The following is a 25,263-nucleotide window of genomic DNA, read 5'->3' as shown; positions in this document are numbered from 1 at the left end:
CTTGCTTCATCCGTACCTGCCGTTAACGTCACCGTCACTGCTGAATTGGTCCATTCCGGAGGATTTAACGAGATCACGGGAGGTGTCGGAGATGTGCGATCCACTCGCGCAGTAACAGAAGCCTCTTGTCCTGTATTACCAAATGTATCTATACTTCGTGCAATAATGAGTGTGTTGCCTTCAGAAGCAACCGTAAAGGGAACAGTGTATTCCTTCCATTCTCCCCCAATTCCCAGCTTGTACTGTGTCTTCTGCACACCGCTTAAGGCATCCGAGCCTGCTGTAATCGTAACCAGGACATCTTCCTTGGTCCAAGAAGAAGGATTTACTGTTATAGAGGGAGCGGTGGGACCGGTTGTATCCTTTGTGATCTGACCTGCAGAGGTAAATGCAGTCTGTATGCCTTCTCCATTCAGTGCTGCTACATATACGTCATATAATCCGTCTGCAAGTCCAGTTAACGCAAGTTCAGTCCGAGTTGATGGAATTGTACCCAATGCAAGCACTTGTCCGACTGAGTTACGTATTTCCGTTTTGTAATTCGTTCCAGCAGGATTGCCATTACTACTCCAACTCGCTGTAACGGAGTTACCCGATTGGCTCACAGCTGCATCACTAGGTGTATTTGCCAGTGTAAATTTGCTAGCTGGACTTGAATACCCCGTATAAGAACCAGCCGTATTTTTGGCGCGCACGGCAAAGGAATATTGGGTATTCGGTATAAGTCCGGTCACCTGCCGACTATTTGATGTACTTGTATCAAAAGTCTGATTGGTCGTTACATTTTTCAGTTCATACGTCACGGAAGCATCATTCGCCTTCTTGTCCCAGTTCACCGTCAGATTATTATGGTTAACCGATGTAAATGTCGGCGCTCCCGGAACAACGAAACTTTTTACCGTGAAGTTGACGTTGCCCGCTGAGGAGACACCACCCTTGTCATCCATAACCCACACCTGCAACGTATGTGCGCCATCTGCGAGTGTATCTGGCAATGTGTAATTCGTGTTAAACGACTGATTGGAACCTGTGGCTGTCATCTGTGTCAAAATGTTTTCGGCCCCTCCGTCGATTGACCATTTGACGGTCAGAAGATCCCCCACATCCGTATCCCTGGTCGTACCGGAAATTTGAAGCTGTTCTCCTTTATAATAGGTCTGACCCGAAGAGGGGGCTGATAGCGCAAACGAGGGCGGTGCATTTTTGGGACCAATCCCTACAATCGTCGAAAATTTGCGTGACGTCTCGTTGACGGTTGCTTTGCCGTTCCACCAGAATTGCGCAGCGGTATCCGTCGCCGTCACCGTCTGTCCTGGCGTAAAGGAAGATGGTGAAGAACCACCTGTTAACTGCGCACTGTCTGGGCTACTATACTGCCCCATGAAAATGCGATCCGCGTCCACAACATTATACGTATTGGCATAAAAAGCCGTTACCTGAACGCCACCGCTGTAATTGCGCCAGCCGTTCTCAATCACTTCAAACGGAGAAGCATCGTTACCATTCACCATCGTATCCCAATAGAACGTGCCTCCCAGATTCAGCGTTGAGCCGCTGCGGTTTATAGCCTCCAGCTCCACCTTCATATAACCGCCCTGAGAAGTGGCATTAACGATGGACACCCGCAAAATATACTCTACATTGTCTTTTTGCCTGGACATTTCGATAACGTTGTTATTAATTCGATAATAATTAAGGGGTAATGACTTAAAATTAACAGGCGTTCCGTTATGATCAATAATGGTGGATACATTCCCGGTATCGCCACCGTAGAATACGTTGGTGTTTGGAAGCAACACAATTCTATATTTGCCATCACTATTCATCTCCACCTTCACCTTGGAGGATTGAACAGCCTTCATGCTGGCAGTGTCGGATACAATACTGATGCTTTCCACAGCTTCAGCCATAACGGCTGTTGAACCCCACTCGACCAACAAGGCTTGGGGGGACAGCAAGGCAAATGCCAGTACCACTTTGGTGAGTTGCTCGGCTTGCTTTTTCATAGATTTTCGCGATTTCTTCAACGTCTGCTCTCCTTTTCTGCACACCAAAAAAGGAGGCACCCCAACAAAGGAACAAAGTCCTCTGTTGGGGTGCCTCCCCTAACAAGTGTCATTTTTTCTTGATTATAACGATTCGAATAACGAAAGTAAATACTTAGGAATGCTGAATATATTTTCATTCACGAATGATTGATTATAACGTATGGCTCAGAAACCACTTGTACAACTCTGGGTTATCGTACGTTTCTGTCCAGGCATCATGGTCACCTTCAGGGTATATCGTGAGCTTCACATCCGCGTTCAGTGCTTCGAGTGCATGAACAATCTTCTCGGATTCAGAGACGTAAACGATGTCATCCTTGGCGCTATGAAATGCCCAGACGGGTATATTACGCAATTCTTCCGCTTTGGATGGATCCGCTCCCCCACATACAGGAGCTAATGCTGCAAATGTATTCGGGTAAAAAAGCGGCAGATCCCATGCACCATATCCACCCATACTCATACCAGTAAGATACACCCGCTGCGGGTCAGCTGCTTCGGTTTCCAACACATGTTCCAGAAGAGCCATAACAGCTTCACGATGCATACCCCAGAATTCATCTACCGGGCACTGCGGTGAAATTACGATAAAAGGGAAACTTTTGTCCTGCTCGGCAATAAGGGGAACCCCGTGTGCTTTAATCTTTTCCAGATCATTCCCTCGTTCCCCAGCACCATGAAGAAACATAATGACAGGCCACTTCTCATTATTGGAAAGCGGCTCCTCCCTCTCGGGAATGTGCAGCAAATAGTCCAATGTAACGGTTTTGGTGATTTCTTTTACCAGCCGATGGCCGCTCTGGGACATATGCTCGCCTCATTTCTCATCTCTAATTTTCAGCAATGCTGCGTCCAGCGCTCCGACCACCTTGTCACACCAAGCATCAAATTCGGGATCTTCGGTCTGCAATTCAGGATGTGCAAGAATATATTCTATGGTACTCCGGATTCCTTGATCGGCCCTAATCGTTGCCACAAATTCCGGAACCAGTCTCTTTAATTTACTGTTATCAAATACAACCGTGTTCGCCTTGTCCCCCAGCAGACCGCCTCGAAGATCCTGATCACTGCACGCCGCCAAAAACTCGGAAGATACATGAACTGCATGAAGCTTGACACCAAGCACTGCTGCAATAATCTCATAGATCTGATTCCAGGTTACCGATTCGTCCGAGGTAATATGTACCGATTCACCAATGGCATGGATATTCCCCATAAGGCCAATGAATCCTTTGGCAAAATCACGGTTATGCGTTATTGTCCAGAGTGATGTACCGTCTCCATGAATGAGTACGGGTTTATTTTCACGTATGCGCTTAAGAACCTGCCAGCTACCTTGGACTCCGTGCACACCCAGGGGAACAGAACGTTCATTATACGTATGGCTTGGACGTACAATGGTCACCGGAAATCCTTCTTCACGATACTGTTTCATCAGATAGTCTTCACAGGCTATCTTGTTACGTGAATATTCCCAATACGGATTGGATAATGGCGTACCCTCAGTGATTCGATAATCAGCAAGTGGTGTCTGGTAGGCAGATGCCGAACTGATAAATATAAACTGCTTCGTTTTGTCCTTGAACAAACGGTAATCTCTCTCCAGCTGGGAAGGTACAAACGCGATAAAGTCTGCAACAACATCGAACTCCAGATCAGCAATCAGCTCCGCAACCCGTGCTTCATCGTTAATATCGGCTTGCAGCACTTTGATTTGCGCTGGCAAATTGTCATTTTGATTTCCCCGGTTGATCAAATAAAGTTCACAGCCTTGCTTGGCAAGCTGATCGGTAATTGCTGTACTGATGGTACCTGTCCCTCCAATAAATAGCGCTTTCATATTTGGCCACCTCCAGATGAAATTGATCACTAGTCCATGATATCATGCACACAAAAGAGGAGCAAAGATTCGATTCTCGAATCTTTGCTCCTCTCCATTATATGACCTTAATCGTCCCGTAAATCATGTACATACCGCAGTGAATTTCATATTCCCCAGGCTGGAGATCTTTGTCCAAGGTGTAGTAATTATTTCCCTTTTGCATATACAGGTCCATGCCAAGCTTTCTTGATCCCACTGATTTGACGTGTGTAACTTGCCGGGTAAGAATAAAGTTGATTTTGGTGGGGACTCCGGATTTAACTTCAATAACATCAGGTTCAAAACCGTCATTACTTACGTTAACATCAATAACTTCATATCCCTTCAAATCCTCCGGCGTCTCGGCTTTGGCCGTTACGGCACTTCCTGAACCAGGGGACATGTCCTTGCCCATAAAGTACACCATAAAAGATCCTAGCAGTACAACTACGGTAATTCCCAGCGTAAGCCAAGGCCAGGTTTTGCTAATCCAGCTTTTCATCTCAACGCTCCTCTTTCTATGTTCCCATTCTATTGCAACTCTTCTTCAGCATACCCCATCCCGTTAAAAATGAAAATGACTCATATGGGCCATATTGAATGGACTTCACTTAGCCAAATGTATTCATAAAAAAAGAGCCTGCGTTATTCAGGCTCTTACTCTTTCAGCTATAGCTATGATCTTTATAACTCTATCTTATTCCCCACTCAGGAATATAGAGGTGTATTTCGACTTCGTCTCATCCGCAACTTATAGATCTCTGGCAGCGCTACACCAATCAGCACCACGATCACCCCGATCCATTGCAATGTGCTCACATGCTCGTGAAGCACGATGGATGAGAGCAATACCGCAATTGGGAGTTCAACCGCACCCAGAATTCCGGCCATGTCGCCACCAATATGAGGGACACCTACTGCGAACAGTACAGGCGGGATAAAAGCTCCGAAGAATCCAAGCAACAATCCGAAAACAAGCAACTGGCTCCAAATCAATCCGTTAAACAGGAACGTCGGTGGGAACAGGATACACAGCAAGACCAGACCCCCTGTGACCATCCAGGCACTGCGAAAAGCCGGATGTGCCGATGGAACCGCTTTACCGCTAAACAGTACAAACAGAGAGTAACTTACAGCTGCCATCAACCCAAGCGCTATGCCCAAGCCGTTAAACTCTCCGAGTCCCTGTTCCAGGAAACCTGCTGCCAGCAATGTTCCGCCAAACAGGATAATCAAGGTCAAGAAGGTTACTTTGTCAGGACGCTGACGTTTGCTCACGGCCTGAATCAATACGCTAATCCACGTGAATTGGAACAAAAGAATAATGGCCAGGGATGCGGGAATGTACCGCAAGGACTGATAATAGACAAGACCGGTAATGACCGTCGGTGTCCCTGCAGCCATTAACAGAAAACGCTGCTTCCACGTTAATTTCTGGAAAGCTTTTGCCACAGCTGCTGATGGTTTTCCATCTGCCTGTGATTTCCGTTTCATTCTAAATTTCGAGTATAATGCCAGCATCCAGGACAGAATGAAGCCCGTGATCAGCTGTGTACCCACAACCTCTCCAAGTTTGTACCCTTCGCCGTAAGCCAGAACCACAATTGTGGATAATATGCCATAGCTCATCGCTCCTGCGAGAACGGACAGATAATATTTCATAGTAGATAAACCTCCTGATGATCGAAAAATGCGTCCGCATGTTTGATCCATGCCAAGGTCACAGACACCATCCAAATGCAAAAAATCCTAACTACGAGCAAGGGATACAATGATTCCCTGGCATCGTAGTTAGGAAGTATAGGCTTCCCGTAGAGACCCTCGCCCTGTGTACACTTTCGGCCTGCGAGGTTATACGAAATGAAATATGCATTTGTTGTTTGCGATTCGTGTGTGACGACTTTTCATATATTACATTGCAGGTGAGGTGGTGTCAACCCTGATTCACAATTTAAATTTTTCTAATTCAAATTCAAAGTAAATAAACTACGTAATTACGTCATTTTATAGATGAAGAATCCCATGTTAACGTTTGCTGCAATCCTTCTTGCAGACCATTTAAATCCAATCCATCCACTGAAAAAGCCTCTCGGATCAAAGCAGGAGCCACGAATTCATCATATTTACCAAGATACGGTGCTTCATCTTCTGAAAGTAACGCAGATGCGTCTTCGGCTGTTCGACATTCACTCATGATCTCGGCCAAAAGGGTGCGACCATCCACCTTGCCTGACACGACAAAATAATAAGGCTCCATAGGTACAACAGAACGTAAGGCGAGCTTGTCAGACAAGTTGTGCTTCATTAAACGCTCCAATGTGCGGAAAGACTTGCTTCCCACCCAGGGCAATACATACAAGGAATCTCCTCCAGCTGGAATGACTACCTGTTTCAGTAATCCACTTTCACGCGCAAGTCGACGAGCACGCTCCAAGCGATTTACCGCTTGCGGGGACAGATAAGGATATACCACCGTGTCTGACAGTACTTCACGCATTTTCTGGACGACCGTCGTATGAATGTCCCCACCAGCACCAAGCCATAACGTATCCACCTTGCCTTTGGCCGCCTTCACATACACGGATTTATGCTTGTGGTCCACCTCTTCCACTTTCCACAGTTTGCCTGCAAGCGAGAAGCAATAACCTGGTGGTGGCACCGTTGTAATGGAGCCAATCTCTTCGGAACCGTTCAGCACTTTGTGCTCTTCATCATCTTTGAACACCGCGTAAAAGCGATAGTTATTCACGGTTTTCTCACCCGTAAGCCCGATAATTAATGTCCGATCTTCTGTCCACTGCAGATGATCGGTTTCAATCAGATAATTTAGAAAAAGCTGATATTGATCTGCACGAATGTACGCGAAAGGTGCCAGCGAAAGCATGGCCTCAGCCAGTTCTTTGGGTTCAGCCTCCCCCATGCTTTTCAGCATACTCATCGTCTGATGATAGAGCACTCCCATCGGCATTTTGCGGGCTTCCAGCGGTTCAACCCACTTGGTCTTTACATACAATTCAATAACAGCAATAGCCCGCATTAGTGTCCATGGCATACGAGCAGGCAATTGTGCTTCCTCATCCTCTTCTTCCGGACATACAAAAAGCATCTCGGAAGCCATATCCTCCCGCCTGCCTGACCGTCCAAGACGCTGGACAAAGCTTGATGCACTATAAGGCGCTCCAAGCTGCACAACCCGCTCCAGTTCACCCAGGTCGATACCCAGTTCCAATGTTACGGTAGCCGCAGCTACTGCTGGCCCTGATCCGGTCCGCAGAGCAGCCTCAGTCTCTTCTCTAAGCATGGCGGATATGCTTCCATGATGAACATGGAATACATCCCGCTCCTGCCTCCGTGCGGCGACACGCCGCATCTCAAGTATGGTGACTTCGGCATCCGTCCGGCTGTTGGTAAAGATCAGCGCCTTTTTACGATGTGTACTTTCATAGATGAAGTCGTAATAGACTTTACGTGCGTTATGCAGATGTTCTGCCTGTTCTTCATCCCGCGCATCAGGAAACGAAAAATGTTCCACCCGCAAACGCAACTTGCGACCACCAGGGGAAGAAACCACATCCACACCCTGCCCTGTTCCGGCAGCAAGCCAGGCTGTAGCTGCATCATAATCACTCAGCGTCGCAGACAGTCCCACTCTTCGCGGTCTACATCCGGCCATGCGCTCAAGGCGGGCCAACTCACTCAATACTTGAATCCCTCGATCCGCTCCCATAAAAGCATGAACCTCGTCAATAATGACATACCGCAGATCATGAAATAGTGCTGGAATGGCATTGGGACGATTCATCAGCAGACCTTCCAGCGATTCAGGCGTAATTTGAAGCACACCAGAGGGACTTCGCATGAGACGTGTTTTCTCTGCCTGAGGCACATCCCCATGCCAGTGCCATACCGGAATATCCCCCTCGGACAACAGGTCCTTTAATCGCTCGAATTGGTCATTAATCAATGCCTTAAGCGGCCCGATGTACAAGATACCCACGGATTTGGAGGGTCGTTCATGCAGCTCGGTCAGCGCAGGAAAAAAAGCCGCCTCCGTCTTGCCGGAGGCTGTGCCTGCCGCAATCAACATATGATGCGGAGTATGAAAGCAAATATTGCAAGCTTCAATCTGGGCAGGCCGAAGCGATTCCCATCTTTTTTTATAAATAAATTCCTGTACAAAAGGAGCCAGTCGATAGAAAGGGTTCTCACTCATAATTCAAACTCCGCCAGAAAATCATCCAGATCATCGGCAGATGATGAATCCGTTCCTTTTCCTGCTTCCGGTGGTTTGACTGCTCGCTCACCAAGCAATTGAGCATAGGTCACTTCGGGGTTTTGATGGAGCGTATGCAGCACATCCATGAAGTCCCGTACCACTTCACGTGTGGTCAGTAACTCATCCGCACCGAGCCGGTTCACCGCTGTTTGCATAAAACCAACTAAATCCTCATCCGTCAGACTTGCACTGTATCCAAAATGAAGGGCATGAATCTGACGCAGCTTCTGCAACAGAATCAAAATTTCTTCATGGGACAACATCGAAAGTTTCAGGATCGGCCCGGTATAATTCGCATATTCCCTTGCTGCATAGCGGCCATCAATGAGTCTGGACCGAAGTGCTTCGTAACTGAAAAGTCCCCGTCTTTCATCCTCCACAAATTGTGGTGTGCCCCCTACAAAGATGCCGAGGTGTTCTGCTTTGCCCTGCATCGTATCATTGAACATGGTAAGCAACTTCTCGTAGTTGCTTTGCCGGGAAATGCTGTTTGTAATTTTGTACAGATTCACCGCTTCATCAATGAACAATAGTAGTCCTTTATAACCGATTCGTGCCGTGAATTCTGACCACAATTTGAAGTAATCGTACCAGTTATCATCGTCAATGATGACACCAACAGCCAGCTCTTTCTTTGCTTCCGTCTTGGTTGCGAATTCCCCTCTCAACCAGCGCAGCGCAGCCTGTTTGCGGTCATCATCCGCCAATTTATACCCGTTCCAGTATGAAGCCAGTACCTTGGCAAAATCGAATCCATGCACCAGATTCTGCATTTCGTTCGTCACCGCATAGATCAGCTTCTCGACTTCAGTGGGAAGAGCCGGATCATCCGGGCGCAAGCCCTGACTTTTCATCGCTTCCTGTTGAAGACCAGCGATCCATTTCTGCAAAATCGGTTCCAGTGCCCCGCCATCCGGGCGTGTACGCGTAGACAGACGAGTCATCAGCTCACGGTATGTTGCAAGCCCCTGACCTTTGGTTCCCACCAGTCTGCGCTCAGGTGACAAGTCGGCGTCTGCCACAACGAATTCCCGATCCATCGCATAGTTACGAATCATCTGCAGCAGAAAGCTTTTCCCGCTCCCATACCTTCCTGTAATCAGCTTAAAGGCTGCCCCGCCTTCTGCAATGTTGTCCATATCCCGTAAGATCGCGTCCACTTCAGACTTCCGCCCAACAGCAATCTGCTCCAGTCCAATTCGTGGAACAACACCTGCTGTCAACGAATTCACTAGTGCGGTAGTCAGCCGCTTCGGTATTTTAAGTTCTGCCACTGCCCAATCACCTCTTCACATGTTCAAACACATTCATATATTCCGAAACCAACCGATCGCCTTCAAACAAAAGGTCACCAATCGTTTCCATGGCTATATCATTAATTTCATCCAACAGAAGTGCAGGCATCGTACCGTATTGCTCTGCCACTCGCATCAATCCCATATCCGGGCTTGCACCAAGCAGGACATGAATTGCCTGTACATGCTGCGGAGATAGCATTTCAGAGAATTCTAACCACTCTTCATCCAGATCAGCAGAAAAAGCTGCCTCCCATTGCAGGGTTAACGACTCCGAATCTCCGCTTCTTTGTCCTCGGTCAGAATTAATCGTCTTCTCGGCGTCAATTTCCAGTTGGTTAGAGTGCTTATCATCGACACCTTCAGCTTCATCAACTGAGTTCTGGAAGACCAGAGGGTCTCGACTGCCCGTATCTTGTTCAATCTCTACGAAGGTTTCTAATCCATCACATCTGCTGCTAACATCAGTGGCATGATTTGCGGCCCCATCTTCAGGAACATGCTCGTCCTCGATCATGAGTGCTCTCCGCACATATTCACTCTCCTGTTGCAACGATGCAAGTTTCTCCGCATTAATTCGAACTATCGGTTGCTCTACTACTCGCATTTGTTCGAATGCAAAAGCCTTGTCCAGGTAACGTTCAATCACGTTTGCAAGCTCAGGTTCAAGGGTCTTTCCACGAAGTCGCCCTCTGAAACCGAGCAGTTCACGGCATTTATTTTCAGTGCATCGAAATACTCGGGTTACAAACTGGACAAAATCTGCATGCTCTCCAATCGGAACATATGTCATTCGAACCGATTTCCCATAAGTGGAATCGTCATATACGGCTTTTCGAAACAGTGTACGTTCCATAGTCCTTTCATGATTCAGCTGAAACTGATCCAGTATGCCTGCCTTGCGTGTACGCAGCAGATAAGAATCCACCAAAGCCATGACTCGGGGAATATACTGTTCAAGAACTTGCTTACCGCCATCCCTGTAAAATTTGCTGAGCGTAATGTCATAGTCATAGTATCTCTGTAACAGCTTCAATGAGATATCCGATATATCGTTGTTCAACAACCGTTGCAATTCCATATCCAGAATCTCCGGTGGCAAATACCCGCTCGAAAGCTCCACCATCTCGGATAATGACATGTTCAACTCATGAACCAGACCATAATCAATGATCCACTCCTGCATGTATACATCCAACTGCGGGAGCCTTTCACGATAGTTCATCCATAGTTGTTTTAATTGATCGTAACCTTCCTGGGGTTCCTGCCAACCAATTCCGTTAATCAGTTCATAAATATGAACAAACAAATAGGACAGATCCGTATCAGGGAAACGCCCTTGCCGGACTTCCGTCCTCCAATACATATACCACTTACGCTGGGGTTCATTCATTACACCATAGGTCGGCCAATAACTCATGAAAGGAACCCAGGGAACCTGCTCCCCTTTTACTTCAATGAGTTGTCTTGCTTCCTCGACAAACCTTTTCTCCGAAGACAATATGCCGCCAGGCAATCTTATATCAAAATCAGCACGGACAATCGTTGAACGATCAGGAACCGGGACTGCCGCTGTGATCGGTTCTTCGCTCAGATCTATCTCCATAAACTCCAGTTGTCTTGAATCCTCTTTCATTGAATTCCGTTTCACCGTCCTCCAAGTGCGAATACGAACAAGTGTATCCATATTCAACATTATAACACTTGTCCTGTGCCTGCGGTGATGAAAATAATACTTTCCTTTTTAGCAGAAAAAAAGAAAGACATTCAAACTGATATCCAGTTTAAATGCCTCTCTCTACACCATTTTGCTGCATCCTTTATAGCATGATTGTACAACTTCGTGTCAAACCACGATAGCCCGATTTTTCCCGTCACTCTTGGCTTGAGCAAGGGCCTGACTGGCACTTTCAATCAGATCCGACATCAACAGCGTCTCTTCAGGAACCATTACTGCACCGCCAACGCTAACAGTGACCACTTCACTTGGGCTGGATAGATCCCTCTGAATTTGAAGTGCAAGCACATGTTGTCTAATTTCTTCGGCAAGCTCCGCTGAACGTTCCGAGGTTGCACTCTTCAGTTTCAACATGAAGGTTCCTCCCCGAAGACGTGAGATGACGGCATCATTCTGTTCACTAACAACCATAAGTACGTCTCCAATCCATTGCAGGCACAGATCGCCACCTTGAAGTCCATAAGATGCATTATATGAACGGAAATCATCGATATCGATAATAAATAGACCCAAACTGCATTTCTCCTGCAAACATTCATCCCAATCATCCTGAAGCTGGGATTTGAATATCGTCTGAAGCGGCATGCCTGTTAACGGATCTGTGTTGAGATAGTTCTGGAGCTGACTGGTTGTCTCCGTATAATGATCCTGATCATGATGGGAGGTTCCACTGTTCAGAAGTACCATCACTGAAGGTTTGCCTGCATGCGTAACAGAAGCCAGTGTAATCTCAAGCAGCAAAGACGTGCCCGTTGCTGTGGTGAAGTACGCCTGGTTGGTATACAAACGAGTATTATTGAGCTTCAGCTCCTCCAGGTTTTGCTGCAAAATCGTTCTTGTCTTGTCAGGCACAAATCCTCTGAAGTCCTTGCCGATGAGATTTTTGGAGTTTTCATAGCCAAACAGTTCAGCTGCCTTGTTATTGCAATAAATAATGACCCCGTCCGTCAACGTAAAAAAGGCCACCGGGGAAAACTCCATCAACTGCAAGTAGCGCTGCTCATTTTGGCGCAAAATTCGTGCATTCTGCAAAGCCTGTTCTTCCGCCTGAACCAGTTGGTTCTCGGTTTGACGGCGTACGATGCTTTTGAGTAGTGGCAGCACATTCAGTTCCTTCGTTGTCCACGGGTAGGAAGTAGATTGGACGATCTCTCTCCATTTCTCGAATGATTTCCGGGGAGACAAACGCATGCCATCATCGGTTTTGATCACCGCTTTGGCTGGATCACCTGCCCAATCCACAAGCTGAACCACCTCTGGACGGAACCAGATGATATAGTGATGCTGCCCAGGGGATATGGCAACGTAAACAATACCCGATGCTTTCTCCGTGTAAGCTTTAGCAGGATCATACTCCAAACTCAGCTTGGAGGTGTGATAACTGTAATCTTCCGACTTTCCTGCCAGCCATGCCGCCAATTCCCGTACTTGCTCTCTTGCCGGCGTATCCCCATATAACAACAGCTTGTCTTGATAACAGATCGCAGCTCCCGAAGCATCCATCAGGCTCAGCAAGGTCTGCTCTTCGCCCTGCAACTCTTCAATAATTCTCACTGGACTTGTATTCCCAATAAAAATATTTGCGATTTGGGTAGCCGCTTCACGTGACCTGATCTCAGCCTGATAATCATCCAGCTGCTGACGTTGAAACAGTTCACTTGAGAAGAAGGAACCCAGGAAATTACACAAGTTTCGAACACGATGAGGTATATATCTGGCTGAATAATGATGACATGTAATCAGGCCCCACAGTTGGTTGTCATGAATCAAGGAGATGGTTACAGTTGCTCCGACACCCATATTCTGCAAATACTCAATATGCAACGGAGATACACTGCGCAGAACCGACAAGCTCAGATTGAGCGGTTTGCCCCTCAAAGGTTGAAGCAAGGGAACTATCTCTACAGGTGTATAATTCACGTTCACAATGGTCCGCAACCAATTGCGCAGGTACAATTCCCGTGCCTGTTTGGGAATATCTGAAGCCGGATAATGGTGTCCGAGAAACGGTTCGAGCTCTTCCTCACGTGCTTCTGCGATGACCTTTCCATTCCATTGTTCGTCAAATTCATAGATCATGACCCGGTCATAGCCGAGCATTTCTTTCACTTGTTCTGCTGCAATCTGGCTCGCTTCCACCCGATTGTCAGTACTTTTGATCCGGCTGAAGAAGCTGGAAATCCACTCAAAATCATTAACTTCCATATTTTCTCTTTCATAGGAAGGCTCCAGCTCCAGAATCAGCAACCCTTCGCTTTCATGAATGACAGAAGTGAAGACCTGAGCCTTTCCTGATACGTTAATCGTTAGATCCATATATTGCAGGTCTGATGTTACAGATGCATTGAAGTTGCATGCCAGCACCTGTCTGATATTATCCTTGCCAATCAGATGTTCGAGTGGGAGACCAATCACTTCTTGCGCAGTAAGACCGAGAAGTTCTTCTGTATTTTGGCTGCATTGTACAATCGTCGGGATAATGTTGGTGGTCACAGCCAAGAGCACACCATGAGGTTGAATGAAGCCGGGGATATGAATGGGTTCTTTGTCGCAATTGTTTAAATCAATTGGATCATTGGTGTACGTACCCTGATTGAGCAATGTACGGTTAAGCATATTATTTTCTTTCCTGGACTTCGATTCGGGCATAGCCTGAAAAATCCCCTCTCATGATGTGATAACTCTTATTTCAACTTACAAATGATCTGTATTTGTATTGATCCATTGATCAAGCAATCGGAACGTTTCCGAAGCCGTGTGCACCATAATGTCGTGATCTTCTTCCGCTGTGATGGATTGACGCAGCAGTTCCGTGAACTCTGCCCATCTCGTTCTGGTTTCCGTACCATAGGCATTAAAATATTCCAGTCCCCGGTCCGCTTCAATCGGTAGAAACTGTGACAAGCGCTTCGTCATGATCTGACCTCCGTTCGTAGACCCTTCAATGACGTATAGGTAGCCAAACAACCTTGCTGGTGTCGAGATATCCGGAAGATCCTTACATAAAGGGACCTGGCTGATTTGTTCTTCACTGGCGCCAAGATTCCGCAGGTCATTTTCAAGTAAATTTGCTTTTCCTCTAATCTCGAAATCCAGTCCCGTGCTTTCCCAGAAAGGCTGCTGTACAGCCTGATCTTCCAATGGTTTCAGGAACCCGTAGAATTTCTCCAGATATTTCTTGTAATCTTCTAAGCTAACGGTTTGATTCATAATAGCCTTGGCATAATCGTTCTGTTCCACTTGTCTGTGATAATGAGCTGTCTCACTCTTCAGACGTTCCATAATGGTACTGGCTGTCATGTAATCATCGCCCTTCTATATCGGATCTCTTCATCAGAATTAAGAATTATACTTAACTGAATATTCAGTGTAGGTTTGAATGGATACTCCATTTAATCTAGATAAAGACTCTATGTAAGTATACTTTTTCTTGCTCCAGAAAACTATATGAATCAAGCATCGTTACATCTTGAATACGTTTATACGTTGTTAGTATAACTGGCCACAATTCATGGATTGTATAATGCTGTTCATCCATCTACATGATAAACTGGGCATATCCTGTTCTTGGAGGTACGAAGTATATGAATATAACCATTCAACACATCATAGATCACCTTACTGCCAAAGTTGAACTTCCAAAAACTACGGTGGATCAACTGATTACGGGCTCTCCCAATCAAACGGTCACAGGCGTCTTTGTAACTTTTATGCCTACACAACATGTGATTGAGCATGCTATACAGCGTGGAGCTAATCTAATTATCGCTCATGAGCCTCCCTTCTATAACCATCATAGTCACACCGATTGGCTGGCTGATGATCCGGTCTATGAAAACAAGAGAAAACTAATCGAGAACGGCGGAGTTGCAATCTATCGCTGCCATGATGCAATTCACCGCTTTCAACCGGATGGCATTACGGAAGGATTGGTCCAAGCACTAGGGTGGTCATCTTCTATTGCATACCGTAAACCGGAAGCTGACCTTCTGTCCTTTCCGGAAGGAATGACAGTTCAGCTTATTGCGGAACATATTAAACGTTCACTCGGGATCGAATATGTACGCGTAGCTGGTGATCCAAAGATGGTATGCAGACGCGTAGCGGTGCTTGTAGGTTTTCGAGGCAATGGCAATCTGACCATTCCTCTTCTTCACCAGGAAGAACTGGACCTGATCATCGCAGGTGAAGGATTCGAATGGGAGACACCGGAGTACATACGTGATGCTGTGCAACAAGGAAAACAAAAGGCCCTTCTTATGATTGGACATGCCGAGAGTGAGGCTTCCGGAATGAAGCTTTTGTCTGAAAGATTGGCTACAACTTTCCCTGAATTGCCTGTTCATTTTATTGGTGAGCAGCCGGTGTATCAAGTATTGTAATGTTCAGAATAACAAGCCATCCGCGCTTCTGTCTGGATTTTGCAGAAGGTTTGTTGTACTCTAAATGCTATGACTTCTGAGCTGAGGACATTTGTCCTTGGCTTTTTGAGTGGATATATCATTTAATAGAAATCGAAGAAGTAATGACGCGACAAGGAGAGTACAACCATGAGAGGAATTATTTTTGCACTATTAGGCGGTGCATGCATTACCCTGCAAGGGGTTGCCAATACCCGAATCAGTACGGACATGGGTACCTGGCAAGCCGCAACCATTACACAACTCACCGGGTTCATTCTGGCGGCTCTGATCCTTGTATTCGTACGTGACATCAACCTGCAAGGATTGAAGCAAGTAAAGCCCATGTACCTGGCGGGAGGCGCATTTGGTGCAGTGATTATTTTCAGCGAAGTCACAGCAATCCAGCAAATCGGAGTAACCTTTACGATCTCAGCCCTGTTGATTGCACAGCTGTTCCTGACCTTTCTGGTCGACAGTAACGGATGGTTCGGCGTCGTGAAGCAAAAGATGAAACTACCGCAGTTTCTGGGTATCGCATTAATGGTTACGGGCGTCATTATTATGAAACTGTAGCTGGTGTCGAGTATATAGTCGGGGGTGAAATACATTATGGAAGAATACCAGAATGAGCATCAATTATTGCACTATCTGAAGCAGTATCAACTGGAATCGGTATTTCACGAGCCCCTGCGTACGCATATGACGTTATGCCATTTCGAGAAGTGCGAATTGATCTGCCGTGAAGGCGAAACTTCCGAATATTTATACGTGCTGGTCGAGGGGAAAATCAAAATCTTCACGACCTCACCACAGGATAAAACACTCGTTCTTTGTTTCAAAACACCACTTGAAGTCGTTGGTGATGTCGAGTACGTTCGGGAGAGCGACATCGTGAACACCGTACAGGCGGTCTCACCTGTCGTGATGCTGCGTATTCATTATCAATGGTTGGCAGAAATAGCCAGCGATTACGCACCCCTGTTGAAATTTCTGCTCAAAATTATTTCTCACAAGTTTTATATTGATTCGAACTTCTCCAACTTCAACCTAATGTATCCGGTTGAGGTTCGATTAGCCAGCTACCTGCTCTCCATCTCTACAGAAGAAGCGGGGACTGTTGTCCACGAAGAGCTGGACGCTTTCAATTTGACAGATATCGCAAATCTGATCGGCACGAGTTATCGGCATTTGAATCGGGTGATTCAGAAACTGTGTGCGGATGGATTAATTATCCGGGATCAGGGATTTATTATGGTCAAAAATCGAGCGGGTCTGGCAGAAGTGGCGGGTCATAACATCTATGAATAAGGAGATCTATATCCTATGATCATTACAGGTATTTTACTTGCGTTACTGGCAGGCTCTCTTGTCAGTCTGCAGACCATCTTTAATAGTAAAGTAAATGAACGTACCGGCTCGTGGTCCACGACAACGATGGTGCTTTTCACCGGATTTATTGCATCGTTTCTGATTTCTCTGGTGGTGGAGGGAAAAAATACGTTCAGCTTCCAGCATATGCAGCCCTGGTATTGGCTTAGCGGAGCCATCGGTGTTGGAGTCGTTTTCTGTCTCGTACAGGGAATGAAGCTGCTCGGTCCTACCTTTGCCATCTCTATCGTACTCACATCCCAACTGAGCTTTGCCCTGCTGTTCGACTCCATGGGGTGGCTAGGACTTGAAAAAATTCCGTTCTCGTGGAATCAGCTGTTGGGTGTACTCGTGATTGTGGGCGGTATTTTATTATTCAAGTTTGGCGGCAAAAAAACGGAAAAGTCGGGCACAGTAAAAGTTATGCCTTCCGATTCATAAAGTAACCAATCCCGTTGATTGGCTTACACACTCTTTTTGCAATCGAACCACGTAGCGTTAAGTTCGCTTAAACGAACTCTACGTTGTGGTACACTTGCTGCACATCTTCAAGGTCTTCAAGCGCATCGATCAGCTTCTCGAACTGGGCTTGTGCGTCCTCTGGAAGTTCAATATGGTTTTGCGCCAGCATCGTCAGCTCGGCTACGGTAAACTCGGTTACCCCCGCCGCTTTGAACGCTTCCTGTACTGCATGGAACTGGTCTGGTTCGGCGTATACGATAACCGATTCATCCTCATCCACGATATCGCGTACATCCACATCTGCTTCAAGCAAGAGTTCAAGCACTTCTTCTGAAGTTTTGCCTTCAATCCCGATTACCGCGGTAGGATCAAACATATAAGCAACCGAACCACTCACACCCATATTACCCGCGTTTTTGTTAAATGCGGAGCGCACTTCCGGTGCAGTACGGTTCACATTGTTGGTGAGGGCATCCACGATGACCATGGCACCATTGGGCCCGAATCCTTCATAACGCAGTTCTTCATAATTCTCGTCCCCGCTGCCTTTTGCCTTTTCCATGGCACGATCAATAATAGCTTTGGGTACGTTATACGTTTTGGCACGTTCCAGCACGACTTTCAGTGCGCGGTTCGCTTCCGGGTCCGGTTCGCCCTTCTTGGCAGCTACATAAATCTCAACGCCGAATTTAGCATAGACCCGGCTTGTATTTGCATCTTTTGAAGCTTTTTTTTCTTTAATATTATTCCACTTACGACCCATATCGTTTCCGCTCACTTTCAACATATAATCTGCTTTCTACTTTGTCATTATATCTTGTTGGGCGTACTTCAACAAGTTTAGACTCACGAAAAAATGGTAAAAGGCAAGTAGAATTAACCTCGGCACGTTCAGAAAACCCAAAGGGAAACGATCCAAAAACGCCAAAGAAGCAATTCCCCAAGGAATGCTTCTCTTCACAAATTCATCTAATTAGGCATGAAACTGCTGACCGTCCAGCACTTCTGGCACATAACCGGCACGAATGACGAAATCTCCAAAATGCTCACCATCATTGCGCTCTTTGGCATATTGATTCACCATTGGAGTCAATGTATCCAATATTTCGGTTTCGCCAATATTTTCTTTGTACAATTTGTTCAAGCGATGCCCTGTAAAACTTCCGCCAAGATACATATTGTATTTCCCCGGAGCTTTGCCGATGAACGAAATCTCAGCCAGCATCGGTCTAGCGCAGCCGTTCGGGCAACCCGTCATACGAATGACAATTTCTTCGTCTCTCAGTCCCGCTTCGTCCAGTACAGGCTCCAGTTTGTCGATCAGTGAAGGCAGATAACGTTCGGATTCCGCCATTGCAAGACCACAAGTCGGAAGTGCCACACAAGCCATAGAACTTCTGCGAAGCGCAGAGTAATGAGCACCATCGGTCAGATTGTATTGCTCAATCAGTGCCTCAATCTTTTTCTTCTTCTGGCTGCTAACATTACCAATAATCAGGTTTTGGTTGGCTGTCAGGCGGAAATCTCCAGTATGAACCTTGGCAATTTCGCGCAGACCCGTCATGAGCGGATAACCGTCCACATCCTTCACTCGTCCATTCTGAATGAACAATGTGTAATGCCATTTGCCGTTGCTGCCTTTCACCCAACCGTAACGATCTCCATTATGTTCAAAATGGAACTCGCGCGCCGCATCCAACTTCCAGCCGAGACGACTCGAAAGTTCTTCCACGAACCAGGCGAGACCACGGTCATCGATTGTATATTTGAAACGAGCATGCTTACGCACTGCACGATCCCCATAATCACGCTGAATCATAACCGTCTTCTCCGCAACATCAATCATTTGCTCTGGTGTACAGAAACCAATGACTTTGGACACCTGCGGATAAGTTTTCGGATCACCATGAGACATCCCCATACCACCGCCGACTGAAACGTTAAAGCCTTGCAGCTTGCCGTTCTCCACAATAGCGATAAAGCCGAGATCCTGTGAAAATACATCGACATCATTGGATGGCGGAACGGCAATCCCGATTTTAAACTTACGAGGCAAATACACTTTACCGTAAATCGGTTCCACTTCTTCATCCGTGTCTTGTGAATCAATAATTTTCTCTCCATCCAGCCACAACTCATGATAAGCACGAGTGCGTGGGTCAAGGTGATTACTCACCTGGCATGCCCATTCATATACTTCAGCATGAATATCCGATTGATCCGGATTCGGGTTGCACATCACGTTCCGGTTCACGTCGCCACATGCAGCAAGGGTACTGAGCAACGAATCGTTTACTTCACGAATGGTATTTTTGAGATCCCATTTGAGGACACCATGCAATTGAAATGACTGGCGTGTCGTCAGACGAATCGTCTCATTCGCATATTTATGCGCAACGCGATCCATCATCAGCCATTGTTCGGGTGTAACGATTCCTCCGGAAGCACGCACACGCAACATGAATTGGTAGGCAGGCTCCAGCTTGGATTTATTCCGCTCATTACGCAAGTCACGGTCGTCTTGCATATAACTTCCGTGATGTTTCATCAGACGGTTATCGTCCTCGGGAATCGCTCCGCTGATCCGATCTGCCAGTGTTTCAGTCAGACTTCCGCGCAAGTAGTCACTTTTGATTTTTATATCTTCCACATCGCTGTTCGCACGCTGCGGGTTAAGTAAGTTATTATAAGCCATGCTGCTTTCTCCTCTCGTATCTCCGGGATGCCTTATCCGGCATATGATCTAAAATTAATACACATCCCGCTGATAACGTTTTTCCTGTTGCAAGCGTGTCAGATATTCCGCTGCCTGTTCGGGTGTTAGGCCACCCTCTTGTTCAAGAATTGTTGCGAGTGCAGCATGAACATCATGTGCCATTCTTTTCTCGTCACCACAGATATATACACTTGCACCTTCCTGCAGCCATTGATACAGCTCCTTGCTGTGTTCCAGCATCCGATGCTGCACATATACTTTCTCTTCCGCATCACGGGAAAAAGCCACATCCATCTTCGTAAGAACACCGTCTTTGAGCCAACGCTGCCATTCGGTCTGGTAGAGGAAATCCGTAGAGAAATGCTGATCACCGTAGAACAACCATGTCTTGCCTTCTGCGCCCGTCTCTTCACGTTCTCCAATGAAAGATCTGAACGGAGCTACACCTGTACCTGGTCCAACCATGATGATTGGAGTATCCGGGTTCTCCGGCAGTTTGAAGTTTGGATTTTGCTGAATGAATACAGGCAATGCATCACCGGATTCGACTCGTTCAGCCAGATGAACAGAGCACACACCGTAGCGCTCTCTGCCGCGTGACTCATAACGTACTGTACGAACAGTAAGATGAACTTCATCCGGGAAAGACTTCGAACTGCTTGCTATCGAATATAGACGTGCCGGGATTTTACGAAGCACAGCTACGAATGATGCAGCCGGAATACCTTTAAGCCCGTAATCGTGTACCAGATCCAGCAAGTCACAGCTGTTCATGACCGTGCGAAATTCCGAATCATCTGCGAGTAGAGCGGCTAATCCGCTTCCCGGATTCAGCTTCGCGAGCTGTTCAACAACCGGCTTGGTTACGGCTGTAATTTCAAAATAACGCAGCAATGCTTCACGCACAGAAACCTGATCTCCAGCTTTATTCACCGTGACGCGCTCATCCGCATTCCATCCCATAGCCGTAATTAACTCATCGACAAGGCGTGGATGATTCTCAGGGAATACACCCAAGCTGTCGCCTGGTTCGTAGTCCAGATTGGAGCCTTCCAGGGACAATTCAATGTGACGCGTCTCCCGGTCCGATCCTCTGCCGTTCAAATTGAGATTTTCCAGCACTTCCGCCTTGAATGGATTCGTCCGGTTGAACTCGGATTCATCGCTGCTTACTGCAGCTACAACCGCTTCACTGGTTACCGTTCCTGCAGCAGCTGGTGTGCTACTGAGTGAAGCTAGCACATCATTCATCCACTCTGCGGCTGCTTCATCAAAATCAACATCACAGTCCACACGTGGTACAATCGCTGTTCCGCCAAGCTCCTGCAAACGAATGTCAAAATCCTTTCCTGTCTTGCAGAAGAACTCATACGAAGTATCTCCCAGTGCCAATACGGAATAACTTAATCCATCAAGCTTCGGAGCCCGTTTGCTATGCAGGAATTCATGCAATGGAATCGCATTATCTGGCGGTTCACCTTCTCCATGTGTGCTGACAATAATGAGAAGATTCTCTATTTTTTTCAGTCCGTTCGGTTTGAAATCTCCCATTGCCGACAGGGTCACATGGAGCCCCTGCTCTTCTAGCTTTTTCGCCAGTTTCTTGGATAGTCCGCTGGAGTTCCCCGTTTGTGATCCAAAGAGTACCGTAACTTCCTTGGACACTGCAGGTGTACTAGCAGGTGTTACACCTGCTGAAGGTGCAGTCTGTTGTACCACACCAGCAGGTGCAGCTACAGCCGCAAATCCTTGAATGGCTGTCAGATATCCACTTAACCATGTTTTCTGTCCATCGTTCAATGTAGGAATAAGGCGATTGAGCAGCTCAACCTGTTCCTGATTAAAAGGGCTGTTTGTCACTTGAAGTTCCACCATTTGCCACCTCGCGCATTGCGTCAATTTTAATTCCTACTAAAATGATCATATTAATTTCTACTCCCTTGAACCTACCATACCCGATGGTAGGGGTCAATTTCGATGATTTTATAGCATTTATCAGTTTTTCTGATAAAGGACAAATAAACAACAAATACCCTCCTCTTCGATTCAGGACGGTTTTTGTTTTTGTTTTTGTTTTTGTTTTTATTTTTAATTTGGCGACCAGCTTAGGTAGAAGGGTCATGCGGAATATATTCGCTAAAATGATTCTCCAACACTTTACTTTTATCTCCATATACTCTGTCCAGATGATTCTCTCCCCACAGACAAATGGTGTCGATGATATCCTGCAGTGTCAAGCCATACTCGGTCAACTCATACTCTACCTTGGGCGGAATCTGGGGATGAATAATCCGATGGATAATTTCATTCTTTTCAAGATCACGCAGCTGCTGAGTAAGGACCTTCTGGGTAATGCCAGGAATGGCTCTGCGAAGTTCGTTTGTTCGTTTTTTACCGGATATCAGCTGATATAGAATAAGAATCCTCCATTTTCCACCGACCAGTTCCAGCATCGCCTGCACACCGCTCTCATATTTTTTCAGTTCCTGCTCCACCTGTAATCCCCCTTAAATCACATATATGTATATCCATTATTTAAAGTAACCGAAGAACCTCAAGGTATCTACAGCACTCGAAGGTGCGTACTTCTCAATAAGATGTCATGAAACTTATAATAACATTGGTCAGAACGTTAAAACAAAAAATGAAGGAAAAAGGATGGTTACTCCTACATGAAAGTCAAACTGGTCGTTACTCACCCAAGACAGGATTCCCTAACATTTGCCGTGATGAATCGTTTTATAGAAGGTATGAAGGAGAATCACCACGAAATAGATATCCTCGATCTGTATCGTGATGGATTCGATCCGTTATATAGCGTAGAAGATGAGCGAGATTGGCAAAATCCCGATAAGCAGCATGCCCCTGTGATTCGCAAAGAGCTGGATCGCGTGCTAGCGGCTGATGCCATTGTATTTGTTTTCCCGATATGGTGGTACAACGTTCCTTCCATGCTCAAAGCCTATTTGGACAAGGTATGGAACATGGGGCTACTGAACAAGGCAAACTCCAAAAAGGCCCTCTGGATTGCGCTAGCTGGGGGAACGGAGGCTTCATTCCATAAATACGATTATTACAACATGATTACGAATTATCTGAATAATGGGATCGCGGGTTATGCAAGATTGCAGGAATCCCGAGTCGAGTTTCTCTATGAAACCATATCCGAATCCAAAACGCATATCGAAGGTTTACTCGAGCAAGCTTATCAAATCGGCAGACATTACAAGTAACCTTTGCAATGCAAAAAGACAGCGTCCATTTAACTATGGCGCTGTCTTCTCAATGCTAGCTCATTTTCCATCTAGTCATTGCATTGAAATTAGAATACCTTTGTTGTCCACGACTCACAATTCCATGTCTCCGTAACCACATCTCGATAGAATTCAGGTTCGTGAGAGATCAGCAGAATGCTGCCTTTGTATGCTTTGAGTGCGCGTTTCAACTCTTCCTTCGCATCAACGTCCAAATGGTTCGTCGGCTCATCGAGTACGAGCAGATTTGTTTCATTATTGATCAGTTTGCAAAGACGCACTTTGGCTTTCTCGCCGCCACTCAGTACTGCAACCTTGCTCTCAATATGCTTGGTAGTCAGTCCACATTTTGCGAGTGCAGCACGCACTTCAAATTGGGTATAGGACGGGAACTCCTGCCAGATCTCTTCGATACAGGTATTGTAGTTCGCATCCTTCATCTCTTGTTGGAAATACCCAATCTCCAAATGTTCACCGCGCTGAACGGTTCCTTCCAAAGCCTGAATCTCACCCAGAATGCTGCGCATCAGCGTTGTTTTACCGATACCGTTTGCACCAACGAGGGCGATCTTCTGTCCACGCTCCATGCGCAGGTCCAGTGGTCTCGACAACGGCTCATTGTATCCAATGACAAGGCCTTTTGTTTCGAAAATGAGCTTGCCGGACGTTCTGGCATCACGGAAATTGAACTGCGGTTTCGGTTTTTCCTTGGCAATTTCGATGACATCCATTTTGTCCAGCTTCTTCTGTCTGGACATCGCCATGTTGCGCGTAGCCACACTGGCTTTGTTCCGGGCCACAAAGTCCTTGAGATCGGCAATTTCCTGTTGTTGGCGCTTATACGCCGACTCCAGCTGTTGTTTTCTCATCTCGTGAACCTCTTGGAAGTGATCATAATCGCCTACATAACGGGTGAGATCCTGATTTTCCATGTGATAGATCAAGTTAATTACACTGTTCAGGAACGGGATATCATGCGAGATCAGAATAAAGGCATTCTCATATTCCTGCAAATAGCGTTTCAGCCATTCGATATGCAATTCATCCAGATAATTCGTAGGCTCATCCAGGAGCAGAATATCCGGTTTTTCAAGCAGCAGCTTGGCGAGCAGTACCTTCGTACGCTGTCCGCCACTAAGGTCATTTACGTCCTTATCCAGGCCGATATCGGTTAGACCCAGACCTCGTGCTGTCTCGTCCACTTTGGCATCAATCATGTAAAAATCCTGGTTGGTCAGCGTATCCTGAATCGTACCTACATCCTCCAGCAGCTGTTCCAATTCCTCAGGAGTTACATCTCCCATCTTGCCATACATATCATTCATTTCCTGCTCCATGTCAAACAAATACTGGAACGCTCCACGAAGGACATCACGAATGGATTGCCCTTTATTCAGCACGGCGTGCTGATCCAAATATCCGACACGCATGCGCTTGGACCACTCCACTTTGCCTTCATCCGGCTGGAGTTTGCCCGTAATAATGTTCATGAAAGTGGATTTACCCTCACCATTAGCCCCGATCAGACCAATGTGTTCGCCTTTCAGCAGGCGGAAAGAAACGTTGTTAAAGATAGCACGGTCACCAAAACCGTGACTTAATTTTTCGACATTTAGTATGCTCATTCATGACACCTTTTCTATATAGACTTAATTCTTTGTATATTATAAGCGTTATATCATGCACAACTCAACGCCATATTGTAAATTTAACACCATTTTTCGATGAAATGACCTCCGTTTCGACCTCGATCCACTCAAACTGAAATCGATGACATTTGCCTTATATGTATGGATGAGTTAAAATTTTGCCTTAAACGACTTACTACTATAAGAATGGAGC

21 protein-coding genes are annotated in these 25,263 nt (G+C 46.3%); 5 read left to right on the top strand and 16 right to left on the bottom strand.

What is annotated here, in order from left to right:
- From AMS66_RS18090 to AMS66_RS18045, 10 genes are all read right to left on the bottom strand, one after another.
- The coding region (locus tag AMS66_RS18090; protein ID WP_236703495.1) for a fibronectin type III domain-containing protein at positions 1-2,006 on the bottom strand (2,006 nt) is incomplete at its 3' end.
- A 193-nt stretch (positions 2,007-2,199) separates the two neighbouring features.
- The gene (locus tag AMS66_RS18085) at positions 2,200-2,856 is read right to left on the bottom strand and encodes a carboxylesterase family protein (RefSeq protein WP_053782124.1); all 657 of its coding nucleotides are present in this window, start codon (positions 2,854-2,856) and stop codon (positions 2,200-2,202) included.
- A gap of 9 nt (positions 2,857-2,865) precedes the next feature.
- A complete protein-coding gene (locus tag AMS66_RS18080) occupies positions 2,866-3,888 on the bottom strand; it encodes an SDR family oxidoreductase (RefSeq protein WP_053782123.1) in 1,023 nt (340 codons plus the stop codon).
- Positions 3,889-3,985: 97 nt separating this feature from the next.
- A complete protein-coding gene (locus tag AMS66_RS18075) occupies positions 3,986-4,411 on the bottom strand; it encodes a cupredoxin domain-containing protein (protein ID WP_053782122.1) in 426 nt (141 codons plus the stop codon).
- A gap of 206 nt (positions 4,412-4,617) precedes the next feature.
- A complete protein-coding gene (locus AMS66_RS18070; RefSeq protein ID WP_053782121.1) occupies positions 4,618-5,571 on the bottom strand; it encodes an EamA family transporter in 954 nt (317 codons plus the stop codon).
- Positions 5,572-5,908: 337 nt separating this feature from the next.
- Entirely contained in the window at positions 5,909-8,122 is a 2,214-nt protein-coding gene (locus tag AMS66_RS18065) for a DEAD/DEAH box helicase (RefSeq protein WP_053782120.1), read from the bottom strand.
- A complete protein-coding gene (locus tag AMS66_RS18060; RefSeq protein ID WP_053782119.1) occupies positions 8,119-9,459 on the bottom strand; it encodes an ATP-binding protein in 1,341 nt (446 codons plus the stop codon). Before AMS66_RS18060 ends, AMS66_RS18065 begins: the two co-directional genes overlap by 4 nt.
- Positions 9,460-9,466: 7 nt before the next feature.
- Complete coding sequence (locus tag AMS66_RS18055; RefSeq protein WP_053782118.1) at positions 9,467-11,176, bottom strand: TerB N-terminal domain-containing protein; 1,710 nt, start codon at positions 11,174-11,176, stop codon at positions 9,467-9,469.
- A gap of 150 nt (positions 11,177-11,326) precedes the next feature.
- Positions 11,327-13,834 (bottom strand): diguanylate cyclase domain-containing protein, encoded by a 2,508-nt coding sequence (locus AMS66_RS18050; RefSeq protein ID WP_236703494.1) that lies wholly within the window; start codon positions 13,832-13,834, stop codon positions 11,327-11,329.
- Between the two features lie 78 nt (positions 13,835-13,912).
- Positions 13,913-14,518, bottom strand: a complete 606-nt coding sequence (locus AMS66_RS18045; protein ID WP_053782116.1) for a biliverdin-producing heme oxygenase — start codon at positions 14,516-14,518, stop codon at positions 13,913-13,915.
- A 284-nt stretch (positions 14,519-14,802) separates the two neighbouring features.
- Between AMS66_RS18045 and AMS66_RS18040 the strand changes: the two genes are divergently transcribed.
- The 4 genes from AMS66_RS18040 to AMS66_RS18025 all read left to right on the top strand — a co-directional run bounded on the left by AMS66_RS18040 (position 14,803) and on the right by AMS66_RS18025 (position 17,430).
- Positions 14,803-15,600, top strand: a complete 798-nt coding sequence (locus tag AMS66_RS18040) for a Nif3-like dinuclear metal center hexameric protein (RefSeq protein ID WP_053782115.1) — start codon at positions 14,803-14,805, stop codon at positions 15,598-15,600.
- A 168-nt stretch (positions 15,601-15,768) separates the two neighbouring features.
- On the top strand, positions 15,769-16,194 hold the full coding sequence (locus tag AMS66_RS18035; protein ID WP_024633836.1) for a DMT family transporter: 426 nt from the start codon (positions 15,769-15,771) through the stop codon (positions 16,192-16,194).
- 36 nt (positions 16,195-16,230) lie between these two features.
- Positions 16,231-16,929, top strand: a complete 699-nt coding sequence (locus AMS66_RS18030) for a Crp/Fnr family transcriptional regulator (RefSeq protein ID WP_053782114.1) — start codon at positions 16,231-16,233, stop codon at positions 16,927-16,929.
- Positions 16,930-16,944: 15 nt separating this feature from the next.
- On the top strand, positions 16,945-17,430 hold the full coding sequence (locus AMS66_RS18025) for a DMT family transporter (protein WP_407944555.1): 486 nt from the start codon (positions 16,945-16,947) through the stop codon (positions 17,428-17,430).
- A 67-nt stretch (positions 17,431-17,497) separates the two neighbouring features.
- Here AMS66_RS18025 and AMS66_RS18020 read toward each other — a convergent pair whose 3' ends face one another.
- From AMS66_RS18020 to AMS66_RS18000, 5 genes are all read right to left on the bottom strand, one after another.
- Complete coding sequence (locus AMS66_RS18020) at positions 17,498-18,214, bottom strand: YebC/PmpR family DNA-binding transcriptional regulator (protein WP_053782192.1); 717 nt, start codon at positions 18,212-18,214, stop codon at positions 17,498-17,500.
- Between the two features lie 210 nt (positions 18,215-18,424).
- Positions 18,425-20,146 carry an assimilatory sulfite reductase (NADPH) hemoprotein subunit gene (gene cysI / locus AMS66_RS18015; RefSeq protein WP_053782113.1) on the bottom strand — a complete coding sequence of 574 codons (1,722 nt, stop codon included), beginning with the start codon at positions 20,144-20,146 and terminating at the stop codon, positions 18,425-18,427.
- A gap of 54 nt (positions 20,147-20,200) precedes the next feature.
- The gene (locus tag AMS66_RS18010; protein WP_053782112.1) at positions 20,201-22,039 is read right to left on the bottom strand and encodes an assimilatory sulfite reductase (NADPH) flavoprotein subunit; all 1,839 of its coding nucleotides are present in this window, start codon (positions 22,037-22,039) and stop codon (positions 20,201-20,203) included.
- The gene (locus tag AMS66_RS33220) at positions 22,008-22,289 is read right to left on the bottom strand and encodes a hypothetical protein (RefSeq protein ID WP_201782189.1); all 282 of its coding nucleotides are present in this window, start codon (positions 22,287-22,289) and stop codon (positions 22,008-22,010) included. The genes AMS66_RS18010 and AMS66_RS33220 overlap by 32 nt, the downstream gene beginning before the upstream one ends.
- Complete coding sequence (locus tag AMS66_RS18000) at positions 22,273-22,662, bottom strand: winged helix-turn-helix transcriptional regulator (protein WP_053782110.1); 390 nt, start codon at positions 22,660-22,662, stop codon at positions 22,273-22,275. The genes AMS66_RS33220 and AMS66_RS18000 overlap by 17 nt, the downstream gene beginning before the upstream one ends.
- Positions 22,663-22,839: 177 nt before the next feature.
- Between AMS66_RS18000 and AMS66_RS17995 the strand changes: the two genes are divergently transcribed.
- Entirely contained in the window at positions 22,840-23,400 is a 561-nt protein-coding gene (locus tag AMS66_RS17995) for an NAD(P)H oxidoreductase (protein WP_053782109.1), read from the top strand.
- A gap of 89 nt (positions 23,401-23,489) precedes the next feature.
- Here AMS66_RS17995 and AMS66_RS17990 read toward each other — a convergent pair whose 3' ends face one another.
- Positions 23,490-25,046, bottom strand: coding sequence for an ABC-F family ATP-binding cassette domain-containing protein (locus AMS66_RS17990; RefSeq protein WP_053782108.1), 1,557 nt, complete (start codon positions 25,044-25,046; stop codon positions 23,490-23,492).
- Between the last annotated feature and the right edge of the window lie 217 nt (positions 25,047-25,263).

This window comes from Paenibacillus xylanivorans, from assembly GCF_001280595.1.
In the GTDB taxonomy this organism is placed as follows: Bacteria; Bacillota; Bacilli; order Paenibacillales; family Paenibacillaceae; genus Paenibacillus; species Paenibacillus xylanivorans.
The sequence above is the reverse complement of the archived record's forward strand: the minus strand, read 5'-3'. Positions and strand labels throughout refer to the sequence as shown.

What these genes read in the sequence shown, in the direction of transcription:
- AMS66_RS18085 (WP_053782124.1), bottom strand. Translation starts at nt 2,856, where the DNA reads ATGTCCCAGAGCGGCCATCGGCTGGTAAAAGAAATCACCAAAACCGTT.
- AMS66_RS18080 (WP_053782123.1), bottom strand. Translation starts at nt 3,888, where the DNA reads ATGAAAGCGCTATTTATTGGAGGGACAGGTACCATCAGTACAGCAATT.
- AMS66_RS18075 (WP_053782122.1), bottom strand. Translation starts at nt 4,411, where the DNA reads ATGAAAAGCTGGATTAGCAAAACCTGGCCTTGGCTTACGCTGGGAATT.
- AMS66_RS18070 (WP_053782121.1), bottom strand. Translation starts at nt 5,571, where the DNA reads ATGAAATATTATCTGTCCGTTCTCGCAGGAGCGATGAGCTATGGCATA.
- AMS66_RS18065 (WP_053782120.1), bottom strand. Translation starts at nt 8,122, where the DNA reads ATGAGTGAGAACCCTTTCTATCGACTGGCTCCTTTTGTACAGGAATTT.
- AMS66_RS18055 (WP_053782118.1), bottom strand. Translation starts at nt 11,176, where the DNA reads ATGTTGAATATGGATACACTTGTTCGTATTCGCACTTGGAGGACGGTG.
- AMS66_RS18050 (WP_236703494.1), bottom strand. Translation starts at nt 13,834, where the DNA reads ATGCTTAACCGTACATTGCTCAATCAGGGTACGTACACCAATGATCCA.
- AMS66_RS18045 (WP_053782116.1), bottom strand. Translation starts at nt 14,518, where the DNA reads ATGACAGCCAGTACCATTATGGAACGTCTGAAGAGTGAGACAGCTCAT.
- AMS66_RS18040 (WP_053782115.1), top strand. Translation starts at nt 14,803, where the DNA reads ATGAATATAACCATTCAACACATCATAGATCACCTTACTGCCAAAGTT.
- AMS66_RS18035 (WP_024633836.1), top strand. Translation starts at nt 15,769, where the DNA reads ATGAGAGGAATTATTTTTGCACTATTAGGCGGTGCATGCATTACCCTG.
- AMS66_RS18030 (WP_053782114.1), top strand. Translation starts at nt 16,231, where the DNA reads ATGGAAGAATACCAGAATGAGCATCAATTATTGCACTATCTGAAGCAG.
- AMS66_RS18025 (WP_407944555.1), top strand. Translation starts at nt 16,945, where the DNA reads ATGATCATTACAGGTATTTTACTTGCGTTACTGGCAGGCTCTCTTGTC.
- AMS66_RS18020 (WP_053782192.1), bottom strand. Translation starts at nt 18,214, where the DNA reads ATGGGTCGTAAGTGGAATAATATTAAAGAAAAAAAAGCTTCAAAAGAT.
- cysI (WP_053782113.1), bottom strand. Translation starts at nt 20,146, where the DNA reads ATGGCTTATAATAACTTACTTAACCCGCAGCGTGCGAACAGCGATGTG.
- AMS66_RS33220 (WP_201782189.1), bottom strand. Translation starts at nt 22,289, where the DNA reads ATGACCCTTCTACCTAAGCTGGTCGCCAAATTAAAAATAAAAACAAAA.
- AMS66_RS17995 (WP_053782109.1), top strand. Translation starts at nt 22,840, where the DNA reads ATGAAAGTCAAACTGGTCGTTACTCACCCAAGACAGGATTCCCTAACA.
- AMS66_RS17990 (WP_053782108.1), bottom strand. Translation starts at nt 25,046, where the DNA reads ATGAGCATACTAAATGTCGAAAAATTAAGTCACGGTTTTGGTGACCGT.